The organism is Kitasatospora sp. NPDC127121 (assembly GCF_042677305.1).
In the GTDB taxonomy this organism is placed as follows: Bacteria; Actinomycetota; Actinomycetes; order Streptomycetales; family Streptomycetaceae; genus Kitasatospora.
The window spans coordinates 1-10,677 of the sequence record NZ_JBHXTQ010000138.1; the positions used below are offsets into that span (position 1 = coordinate 1).

General features: G+C 74.1%; 8 protein-coding genes. 3 read left to right on the forward strand and 5 right to left on the reverse strand.

The window, feature by feature from the left end; genetic code table 11:
* Window positions 1-66: 66 nt before the first annotated feature.
* Entirely contained in the window at window positions 67-453 is a 387-nt protein-coding gene (locus tag ACFVHI_RS36405) for a hypothetical protein (RefSeq protein WP_380346307.1), read from the reverse strand.
* Between the two features lie 334 nt (window positions 454-787).
* On the opposite strand from ACFVHI_RS36405, the gene ACFVHI_RS36410 reads away from it, so the two are divergent.
* Entirely contained in the window at window positions 788-1,678 is an 891-nt protein-coding gene (locus ACFVHI_RS36410) for a nitroreductase/quinone reductase family protein (RefSeq protein WP_380346309.1), read from the forward strand.
* Between the two features lie 194 nt (window positions 1,679-1,872).
* On the opposite strand, the gene ACFVHI_RS36415 is transcribed toward ACFVHI_RS36410, so the two are convergent.
* From ACFVHI_RS36415 to ACFVHI_RS36430, 4 genes are all read right to left on the reverse strand, one after another.
* Entirely contained in the window at window positions 1,873-2,670 is a 798-nt protein-coding gene (locus ACFVHI_RS36415; protein ID WP_063349978.1) for an SGNH/GDSL hydrolase family protein, read from the reverse strand.
* A gap of 525 nt (window positions 2,671-3,195) precedes the next feature.
* Window positions 3,196-3,894, reverse strand: a complete 699-nt coding sequence (locus ACFVHI_RS36420) for a hypothetical protein (RefSeq protein WP_380346310.1) — start codon at window positions 3,892-3,894, stop codon at window positions 3,196-3,198.
* Window positions 3,895-4,099: 205 nt separating this feature from the next.
* A complete protein-coding gene (locus tag ACFVHI_RS36425; protein WP_159398544.1) occupies window positions 4,100-4,969 on the reverse strand; it encodes a hypothetical protein in 870 nt (289 codons plus the stop codon).
* A 668-nt stretch (window positions 4,970-5,637) separates the two neighbouring features.
* The gene (locus ACFVHI_RS36430; protein WP_380346311.1) at window positions 5,638-5,919 is read right to left on the reverse strand and encodes a hypothetical protein; all 282 of its coding nucleotides are present in this window, start codon (window positions 5,917-5,919) and stop codon (window positions 5,638-5,640) included.
* 361 nt (window positions 5,920-6,280) lie between these two features.
* Here ACFVHI_RS36430 and ACFVHI_RS36435 point away from each other — a divergent pair, with 361 nt between their 5' ends.
* Together ACFVHI_RS36435 and ACFVHI_RS36440 are read left to right on the forward strand one after the other, a co-directional pair.
* Entirely contained in the window at window positions 6,281-7,450 is a 1,170-nt protein-coding gene (locus ACFVHI_RS36435; protein WP_380346313.1) for an exonuclease SbcCD subunit D, read from the forward strand.
* On the forward strand, window positions 7,447-10,500 hold the full coding sequence (locus ACFVHI_RS36440; protein ID WP_380346314.1) for an AAA family ATPase: 3,054 nt from the start codon (window positions 7,447-7,449) through the stop codon (window positions 10,498-10,500). Before ACFVHI_RS36435 ends, ACFVHI_RS36440 begins: the two co-directional genes overlap by 4 nt.
* Window positions 10,501-10,677: the final 177 nt, after the last annotated feature.

The following is a 10,677-nucleotide window of genomic DNA, read 5'->3' on the forward strand; positions in this document are numbered from 1 at the left end:
CGCACCCCAGGGAGCCCGCCGACGGGGGCACCCACTCGCGGGGCTCCCGTCCACCGGCGGCCGGGTTCAGCCGAAGACGTGCGCCATCCAGCCGCGCAGGCGCTCGTCGAAGTCGGCGGCGCCGGTGAAATCGTTGGCCGGGATCACGCCGACCTCGGCGTCGTCCTGCTCCTCCCGGCCGGCGGCGAGGTACTCGACGTCGGCCCAGCCGCCACGGAACAGCACCACGTGCAGTTCGCCACCGGACAGCGGGTCCACGACCTGGACGCCGACGGAGTCCGGGTCCGTGACTCGGGCGCGGTCCGTCTCCAGCGGCTGCGGCCACGGGGCCAGGGCGTCGCGCCAGGTGAGCGCGCCGACCGTCAGACCGGCGGCCCGCCAGCGTACGGCCCGGGCGGCGATCCGCTCGGCGGCGTGGTCGAGGTCGACGATGCGCTCCACGACGGCGTTCACTTCCCTTCATCGGCGATCCCGCGTCGGCGAATCCGCGTCGGCGAATCCGCGTCGGCGATCCCGCGTCGGGGATCTTTCGGCGGCGATCTTGCTCGTTGACAGGGCGTCCGCGCGTGGCTCTAATGGGGGCGTGCAGCGCGGCGCCGGCCACAGAGTAGTGGGCCGGCCGGCAGCCGAGCGAGCACCTTTATCCGAGGGACGATGCGCGATGAGTACTTTCTCCGCTGCCCTGATCTGACGTAGGCGGTCACCGTGGTGTCCGCGTGCGCGCCCGTGCACCGTGTGTGGCCGTGACTTCCAACCCCTGTAGGAGACTTCACCCACACCTATGTCCATGTCCACGAACCATGTCAACCAGTTCAACCAGAGCGTCATCGAGGAGTTCCGGGCCAACGGCGGGCGGGTCGGCGGCCCGTTCGAGGGCGGCGACCTGCTGCTGCTCACCACCGCCGGGGCCAGGTCGGGCAAGCCGCACACCGTGCCGCTCGGGTACGTCCGGGCCGAGGGACTGCTCCTGGTCGTCGCCTCCGCCGCCGGGGCGCCGGACCATCCGCAGTGGTACCGCAACCTGCTCGCCCGACCGGTGGTCCGGGTCGAACTCGGATCCGAGGCGTTCGACGTGATCGCCGTACCCGCCGAAGGCGCCCGCCGGGAGCGGCTGTTCGCGGCCGTCGTCCGGCAGGCGCCCGGGTACGGCGACTACCAGGCGAACACCGACCGGGAACTGCCGGTGGTCGTCCTGGAACGACCCGAGACACCCGCGCGCGAGGTGCGCAGCCTCGCCGACAAGCTGTTGGAGGCGCACACCTGGCTGCGTGCGCAGCTGCGCCACGTCCGGGAGGAGGCGCACTCGCACGTCGCGGGCCGCCCGGCCGGCCTCGGGCTCCAACTGCGCCAGCACTGCCTCGCCTTCTGCGAGGGGCTGACGCACCACCACAGCGGCGAGGACGCCGCGATCTTCCCCGCGCTCGCACGCAACCACCCGGAGCTGGCCGGGGTGCTGGAACAGCTGGGCGAACAGCACCTGGTGATCGGGCGGATCAAGGAGGAGCTGGTGGCACTGCTGGCCGGGATCGAGGTCACCGAACCGGACCGGCTCCGGGCCGAGTTGGACCGGATGTCGGCCGAGCTGGAGGCGCACCTCGACTACGAGGAAGCGGAACTGCTCCCGACGCTCGCCGGGATCCCGTTCCCGCCGCTCCGGCCCGGTCCGGCCCGGGACTGAGACGCACGAATGCCGTCGGCCCCTCTCCCCGTGCTCGGGGAGAGGGGCCGACGGCCCGCGTGCCGGGTTCGGCGGGCGCCCTGGAGCGACGGCCTACCGATGCGACGGTCCCACCTATGTGACAGGCCTGCCTCTGTGACAGGCCTGCCGATGCGACGGGCCTGCCGATGCGATGGCCTACCGGCGCGAAGCCGTTACGACTGGCTGAAGACCGGGAGGTAGCCACCGGACTGGCCGGCGGCCTTCGGGTGGTAGCTCTCGTCGACCGGCAGGGTGGCGCTGTTGAGCCAGGTGGTCAGCGAGCCGCAGATCTCGTGCTCGGTGAAGATGCTGCGCACGTCGCCGAAGCTGAAGCCGGCGTTGGCGACCCGCTTGGCGATGACCTCGTCCAGCGTGTCGGCGGCGCCGTTGATCGCGGCGCGCTTGGTGTCACTGATGCCGAGGATGCAGCTGCCGCCGATCTTGTAGAGGTGCGGGTAACCCAGCACCACCACGTGGGCGTTCGGCGCCTTGGTGTGGATCGTCGAGTACACCTTGTCCAGCTGGGCGGGCAGGGTGTTGCGGGCGTAGTTCTGGGCCGCGCTGACGGCGCTGAGGCAGGTGCTGTCCGACTCCAGCACGCAGGTCTTCATGGTGTCGGCGAAGCCGGCGTCGTTGCCGCCGACCGACAGGCTGACCAGCGTGGTGCTGGAGCTCAGCGCGGAGATCTGGTTGCTGAGGACGTCTCCGGTTCTGGCGCCGGAACACGCGACGAACGAGAAGGACGACGGCGAGTGCGCGTTCTTCCACAGGTACGGGTAGGCGTTGGTGCTTCGCTTGCAGTTGCCGCTGTCGCTCAGGTAGCTGCCGGCACCGACACCGGCGGAGTAGGAGTCCCCGAGGGCGACGTAGTTGACGCTCGCCGCATTCGCGGATGAAGCGGTGAACAACGTGGTCAGAGTGAGCAGAGCCGCTATCGCGGCAACGGACATGGCGCGCGCTGGACGGAGCATGGCACCTCCTGGTGTGGTATGGGTCACAGAAGTGATACCAGGCAGTAGGTGAACCGGGAAGCGGTCATGCCAAGGACATTGACGGGCAGTCTGACAACGCAGAAGTGAACCATCGGCCACAGGGCGTGAGTTGGCGCTGGTCAGCGCCGGTGTACGCCGACCGACGTCGGTCATCGCGCGTAGACAGTGGTCGGTGAAAAAGTCAGCGAGTGGTCAGTTGGTAGTCAGGGCGCGGCCAGGACACCGTCACGACACGGCCATCGCCAGGCCACCCCGCCGTACGACGCGTCGCGTCGCGCCGGGGCTCACCACGGCACAGCGCGGCGCGAACCGGCACGACACGACCCGACTCCGCGCGAACCGACTTCTCACGCAAGGGCGTCAGCGCACGCGGGCTCCGGCACACGCGGACTCCGGCGCACGCGGGCTCCGGCACACGCGGACTCCGGCGCACGCGGACTCCAGCTCGAAGCCCTGACCGCGGATCAGGCGGACGGCGCCGTCACCCGGCAGCCCTTCCTCCGGCTACGCGAGGCCCGGGTGAGGCTCGCTCGGGCACACCGCATCCGGGTGGACGGCCTCCGGGTAACCGGCGTCCGGACACGCGGCATCCGGGTAGACGGCGCCGGGGAAGACCACGCAGCCCTCCACCGGCAGCTCCTCGATCGCCTCGTTCGCGGCGACCGGCACGCCGAGCCGGCGGGCGGCGGTGGCGACCGCCACCCGGGCCTGGCGCAGCCCGGGCGCGCCCCAGCCGAGCAGTTCGACGGCGAGTCCGGGCGCGACCAGCAGCCGCCGGTAGTGCCGGCCGGAGGCCGGGTCGGCCGCGCTCGGGCCGACCGCGCGCAGCGCCGCCGCCATCCGGACCCGCGCGCACTCGTGCCCGCCGTTGGCCGAGCCGACCCGGTCGTAGAGGTAACCGAGGTAGTACGGTCGGCCGATCACGGCCTGGGCCTCCTCGGCCGCCTCCCGGGCCAGCGCGGAGGCCGGATCCCCGGCGTCCTCCGGTTCCAGCGAGCCGCCGGGGAGCGAGCAGATCCCGTCCCTGGGGTTGACCAGGGTCAGCACCCGCCCGTCCGGAGCGAACAGCCACCCCCAGGACTGCTTCACCGGCAGCCCCTCGGGCACCTGCTCGCCCGGCCGCCACGGCCACCCCGCCGTGGGACGCCGGCGCACCCTGCCGAGCAGCTCGGCGATCTCCGCGCTGTACTCGATCCGGCTCATGCGTCCCCCTCTCGCTGTCGGGCTCGCCGGACCGGCAGTGCGCGGGACGGACCTGCGGAGCACGGTACGGAGCGGAGCGGCCGGAGCGGCGGCGTGGGGCACCGCGCGCTCCTGCTGTTGATCTTCTCCGAATCTTCCCCGAACAGGCGGTCGATGAACAGTCCCCAGCGCCGCATGGTGGATGGCAGGAGTGGAAACCCCCTGATCACCCCAGCGGCCCACCCCCCTCCTCCGACGGGGAAGCGGGCTCCGAAAAGCCCGGCAGCGGGAAGCCCGGTCGCGGGACCACCCCGGGCGGGAACGGCAGCCCGCGCGCGGCGTCGTCGGCCAGCTCGTCGAACACCTCGTGCACCGTCATCGGCCGCAACCGCCCGCCGGCCAGCGCCCAACCGCGCACCCACGGCCCGTCCGAGGCCGAGGCCCCGGACGCCGGGACGCCCGGATCGCCGTGCAGCAGCAGCGCCCCCGCCCCGCCGCCGGCGACCCCCGCCGCCAGCGTCACGCAGAACGCCTCGGTGTCCCGCCCGGCGGGGTAGAGGCCGCCCGCCTCCACGCAGACCTCCACCGCCGAGCTGAGCTGCTCGCCGTCCTCCGGGCCGTGGCAGCGCAGCGTCAGCAGGTGGCAGCCCTCCCCCGCGCCCTCGGCCAGCGCGAGGTAGGCCGATGTCACGTACCCCATCACCGCCGCCAGCCGCCGCTGCCCGTCCGGGTCGTCGCCGACCGCCTCCAGCAGGGCCACGCCCGCGACGGACATCCGCACCCGCGCCCGGTGGTCGTCCAGCAGGACCGGGAGCAGTTCGGCCAGCCGCTCCCCCGCGTAGACGAAGGGCTCCCCGGCCAGCTCCGGATCGCCCGCGTACGCGACCCGGGCGGCGGGCGTCCGGGGGTCGAGGCCGAGCGCCGTGCAGTAGTCCTCGTAGTCACCCGCCTCCAGGACCCGCAGGTGCACCTCCAGGCCCTGCGCGTGCAGGGCCCTCAGCTGCTCCTCCGAACGCCGCAGGTACTCCTGGTGGGCGAGCCGGCCGAACAGCCCGTACCGCGCGAGGCCGGCGAAGTCGGACGCAGCCGCCGCCACCGCGACCGCCACCGGCTGCGGCGGCGGAGCACCCCGGGCCCGCCCGCCACGGCGCCCCCGCGCACCGGCCCCGCCCGCACGCCCTCCCGGCGGCCGGTCACCACCGGACGGCCGGGCCCCGCCGGGAGCACCCGGCCCGCCATCCGCCCCGGCCCGCCGCCCGGCGCGCAGCAGCACCCGCCGGCGGACCCGCGACCGCCCGAAGACATCGACGGCCCCGGAACCCCGGCAGCCTCCACAACGCCCCGCACAGCGCTCCGCAACCCCGGAGCCCTCACGACCCAACGACCACACCCGCATGGTTCCTCCCACCGACTAGCCCAGCACCGGACACCGTCGACCGCTCCGACCCTGGAGCCGCCGACGTCGAGGAACATACACAGAGCCACTGACAATCCACCCCAAGTAATCGAACACGCGCGCCCCAGGACCCCTGGGCTCCCGATCCGGACGGGATTGTCAGTACCGGACGTTAGGGTCGGGAACCATGCGACTGCCGCATGGAGACACAGCCCAATAGGCGGCAGCTTTGGGCGCACCAGCAGATCTGGCCGCAAAAGCAGCGAGTTGGATGGACCACTTCTGGACGACGATCCAGCTGTGAACGGGTGCGCCGTACAACGGCGAATGCCCGCCGGTGCAGGGCACCAGCGGGCAATCCCGAAATATCATTCCTCGAAGCGCTTGCCGCTCCAGCCCGCCGGAGTCACAACGGTGTTGCGTGCTCCGCCGTTGACCCAGTGCCAGTTGGCGGTGCTGGCCTCGCCGGTCCGTCCGGGCACGGAGGCCTGAGCGTGGGCCTCCTCGGTGCCGACCGGAACGGCCGCACCCGTCGCAGGGAAAGCCGTGACGACTGCCGTGCTTTCCGCACCCGTCTGGGCAAGCGCCACACCGGCACCGAGGCTGAACAGCGCAGTTGCCGCTACGCCAACTACTACACGCTTGATCACTATGGTTGTCCAAGGACTCGAAGGGGTCAGTTCTCACAGTGGACCAGCGGCCAGTAGACATTCGATCAACGCCAGTTGTGCGGCGAATCTCGGGGGCCTCGTGAAACAAGGAAAGCGGGCCCCACCCGAGAAGGCGGGGCCCGACCCATTTTCCTTGGGATCCACGATCCGGATCACCGCCGACGCCTGCGGCCGCCTGTCCCCTGATGCGGGTGAGAGGCTGAGGGCTGTGATGGACGGGGCTCTGTCGGTGGGTCCTGTGATACTCGGTACTGACCAGGCGCCGGCCGCGTGACCGGTGCTGACTCGGTGCTGACTCGGAGGACATGGAAGTGGCAAACATGCAGGTAGGGGCGCTGTAGTGCGACTGCTGCATACCTCCGACTGGCATCTGGGCCGTTCCTTCCACCGGGAGAGCCTGCACGACGCCCAGCGCGCCTTCCTGGACCACCTGGTGGACGTGGTCCGGGCCGAGCGCGTGGACGCCGTGCTCGTCGCCGGGGACGTGTACGACCGGGCGCTGCCGGGCCTGGACGCGGTCGCCCTGTTCGACGACGTGCTGCACCGGCTGGCCGGGCTGGGCGTGCCGACGGTGTTCATCAGCGGCAACCACGACTCGGCCCGCCGCCTCGGCGTCGGCGCCGGGCTGATCGGCCGGGCCGGCATCCACCTGCGCACCGACCCGGGCGAGTGCGCCGCCCCGGTGCTGCTGGCGGACGAGCACGGGCCGGTGGCGGTGTACGGGCTGCCGTACCTGGAGCCGACGCTGGTGCGCGAGCGGTTCGGGCTGGAGCGCGGCGGGCACGCGGCGGTGCTCGGCGCGGCGATGGACCTGGTCCGGGCCGATCTCGCGGCCCGCCCGGCCGGCACCCGCGCGGTGGTGCTGGCGCACGCCTTCGTCACCGGCGGCACGGCGAGCGACAGCGAGCGGGACATCGCGGTCGGCGGCGTCGCCTCGGTGCCCGCCTCCGTCTTCGACGGCGTGCACTACGCCGCGCTCGGCCACCTGCACGGCTGCCAGACCCTCGCCCCGCACCTGCGCTACAGCGGCTCGCCGCTCGCCTACTCCTTCTCCGAGGTGGACCAGCGCAAGACCATGTGGCTGGTCGACCTCGCGGCCGACGGCTCGGTCGCCGCCGAGCGCGTCGACTGCCCGCGCCCGCGCCCGCTCGCCACCCTGCGCGACAGCCTCGACGCGCTGCTCACCAAGGACGAGTACGCGCCGTACGAGCAGGCCTGGGTGCAGGCGACGCTCACCGACGCGGCCCGCCCGAGCGAGCCGATGGAGAAGCTGCGCCGCCGCTTCCCGCACACCCTCCAGCTGCTCTTCGACCCCGAGGAGAGCGAGGCCGAGCCCTCCCGGTCGTACGCGGCCCGGGTCAGCGGCCGGGCCGACCTGGAGATCGCGGAGGGCTTCCTGCGGCACGTACGCCCGGGTGCCGAGCCGGAGCCGGACGAGCTGGGCTGGCTGCGCGCCGGGTTCGAGAGCGTCCGGAAGACCACCGACCGGAAGGCGGACCTGCCCCGATGAGGCTGCACCGGCTCACCGTCAGCGCGTTCGGCCCGTTCGCGGGCAGCGAGAGCGTCGACTTCGACGCGCTCGCCGCCGGCGGCCTGTTCCTGCTGCGCGGCGCCACCGGCGCGGGCAAGAGCAGCGTGCTGGACGCGGTCTGCTTCGCCCTCTACGGCGACGTCCCCGGCACCCGGCGGGCCAACCGGCTGCGCAGCGACCACGCCGAGGCGCGCAGGCTGACCGAGGTCCGGCTGGAGCTGACGCTCGGCGGGCGGCGGCTGCAGATCACCCGGCTGCCGGAGCAGCGGCGGCCGAAGAAGATCGGCACCGGCACCACCGTCGAGCGGCCGCAGACCCTGCTGCGCGAGTGGGCCGCCGACGCGGGGGACGGCACGCCCGGCTGGCGGGCGGTGAGCAAGTCGCACCAGGAGGCCGGGGAGGAGATCCACCGGCTGATCGGCATGAACCGGGAGCAGTTCTGCCAGGTGGTGCTGCTGCCGCAGGGCGACTTCGCCCGCTTCCTCAAGGGCGACTCGGAGGAGCGCGGCAAGCTGCTGCGGCGGCTGTTCGACACCGAGCGGTTCCAGCACGTCGAGGGGTGGCTCGCGGAGCAGCGGCGCGTCCAGGAGGCCGCCGTCCAGGCCGGCCGTCGCCGTCTGCGGGATCTCGCCAGCAAGGCCGAGCAGGCGGCCGGCCCGGGCGCCGAGCCCGCCGAGGGCTGGGTGCCGGCCGAGGAGGACGCCGCCGACCTGACCGCCGGGGTGCTCGGCTGGGCGGCGATCCTGCGCAGCGGCGCAGCCGAACAGCGCACCGTCGCCGGGGCCGCGCTGGCAGGCGCCGAGGAGGCGCAACGCGCCGCCCAGGGCGAGCGCGCGGCCGCCGAGGAGCTGGCCGGGCGGCAGCGCCGCCACCGGCAGGCGCTGCTCCAGGCCGACCGGCTGGCCGCGTTCGAGCCCGAGGCGGCCCGGGACGGCCGGCGGCTGGCGGCGGCGCAGGCGGCCGTCGGGGTGGAGTCCGCGCTGCGGCTGCACGAGGGCGCGACCGAGGCGCACCGGCGGGCCCGGGAGGCCGAGCGACGGCACCGCGAGGTGCTGGCCGGCGACGGCGGCGCGGGCAGCGCTGCCGCCGGGGGTCCGGCACTCGCCGAAGCGGGGGCCGCCGAGCTGGCCGAGGCCGAACGCGAACTGCGGGCCGGGCTGGTCCGGCTGGAGGCCGCCGGGGCGGAGGAGCAGCGCTGCGCCGAACTCGCCCGCGAGCAGCGGAGCCTGGACGAGGAGCGCCGGCGGGCCGACGAGCTCGCCGAGGAGGCCGAGGACTGGCTGGCCGAGTACGACGCGCGGCTCGGCGGCCTCCAGGAGCAGCAGGACCGGGCCCGGGCGGCGGGCGCGCTGGTCGAGCAACTAGACGGCCGACGTGCCGAGTTGAGCACCCGCCTGGACGCCGCCCGGGAGCGCGACGGCCTGCGGGCCGAGATCGCCGCCGCCGAGCCGCGCGCTGCCGCCCTGCGCACCGCCGCGCTGGACGCCCGCGAGTACGGCCTCGGCCTGCGCGAGCGGCGGCTGGCTGGCATGGCCGCCGAGCTGGCCGAGCAACTGCGCACGGGCGAAGCGTGCCGGGTCTGCGGCTCACCCGAACACCCGGCACCCGCCGAGACCGCCGACGGCCGGGTCGGCGCCGACGACGAGGAGCGTGCCCGCCGGGCCCAGGCCGCCGCCGAACAGGCCTGGACGGCAGCGGACCAGGCCCTCACCGCGCTGCGGGTCCGCGAGGCCACCGCCACCGGCGCAGCCGGGCCGGAGGGCTCCGACGCGCTCGCGCAGGCCCTCGCCGAGCTGGACCGCGAGCACCGCGAGGCACTGCACTCGGCGGAGGCGCTCGGCCGGGTCGAGCAGGAGATCGCCCGTTTGTCGGCCGACCGGGACCGCCGGCTCGCCGAGCTGCGCGAGGCCCGGGAGCGCGCCGCCGTCCGCACCGACCGGCTCCAGGCGCTCCGGCACGAACAGCGCGAGCTCGCCGCACGGGTGACCGCGGCCCGGGGCGAGGCGGCCTCCGTCGCCGCGCGGGCGGCCGCGCTGGAGCGGCTGGTCGAGCGGGTCGCCGCCGTGGCCGAGGCCTCGCGGGCCTGCGCGCAGGCGCTGGCCCGGCTCGGGGACGCCGAGGGCGAGCTCGCCGAGGCCGCCGCCGCAGCGGGCTTCCCGAGCCCCGAGGAGGCCCTGGCCGTGCTGCTCCCCCGCGCGGAGCGCGAGCGGCTGGCAGCCCGACTGGAGCGGCACCGGACGGAGTCCGCCGCCGTCCGGCACGAACTCGCGCTGCCCGATCTGGCCGAGGCCGCGGCCCGTCCGCCGGTCGACCTGCCCGCCGCCGCGGCCGCGCTCGGCGCCGCCACCGACCGGCTGGGCCGGGCCCACGCCGACCGCTCGGCGGCCGACGAACGGTGCGCGGCACTGGCCTCGATCGGTCGGCAACTGGCCGACCTCGCGGACGAGCTGGCCCCGGCGCTGGCCCGGTACGGGCGGATCAACCGGCTCGCGGCGCTGGCCGCCGGCACCTCCACCGAGAACCGGCTCCGGATGCGCCTGGAGTCCTACGTCCTGGCGGCCCGGCTGGAGCAGGTCGCGGCGGCGGCCAGCGACCGGCTGGTCCGGATGTCCGGCGGCCGCTACACCCTGGTGCACAGCGACGACCGGGGCACCGGCAACAAGCGCTCGGGCCTGGCCCTGCGGGTGGTCGACGCCTGGACGGGCACCGAGCGGGACACCGCGACGCTCTCCGGGGGCGAAAGCTTCTTCGCCTCCCTCGCCCTGGCCCTGGGCCTGGCCGACGTGGTCACCGACGAGGCCGGCGGCATGCCGCTGGACACCCTGTTCATCGACGAGGGCTTCGGCACGCTCGACGAGCAGTCCCTGGAGGAGGTGATGGACGTCCTCGACGGCCTGCGTGAACGCGACCGGGCGGTCGGCATCGTCAGTCACGTCGCCGACCTGCGCACCCGCATCCCCGCCCAGCTCCTGGTCCGCAAGGGGCGACGCGGCTCGACCCTGGCCCTGGCCGGGAGGGAGGACGCCTAGAAGGCTGATGAAGATCTTGGGTTGATCCGGGCCGTGCTGTCAGGTGGTGGCCTGGATTTGCCAGGTCGTGCCGTTGTGGGCGAGTCCGAGGTTGAGCAGGGTTCGCAGGTTGAGGGCGGCTGCGCGGGTGTGGAGCCAGGTGTTGTTCTTGATGGTTCCTCGGTAGCGCAGGCGGCG

What these genes read in the sequence shown, in the direction of transcription:
- ACFVHI_RS36410 (WP_380346309.1), top strand. Translation starts at nt 788, where the DNA reads ATGTCCACGAACCATGTCAACCAGTTCAACCAGAGCGTCATCGAGGAG.
- ACFVHI_RS36415 (WP_063349978.1), bottom strand. Translation starts at nt 2,670, where the DNA reads ATGCTCCGTCCAGCGCGCGCCATGTCCGTTGCCGCGATAGCGGCTCTG.
- ACFVHI_RS36420 (WP_380346310.1), bottom strand. Translation starts at nt 3,894, where the DNA reads ATGAGCCGGATCGAGTACAGCGCGGAGATCGCCGAGCTGCTCGGCAGG.
- ACFVHI_RS36440 (WP_380346314.1), top strand. Translation starts at nt 7,447, where the DNA reads ATGAGGCTGCACCGGCTCACCGTCAGCGCGTTCGGCCCGTTCGCGGGC.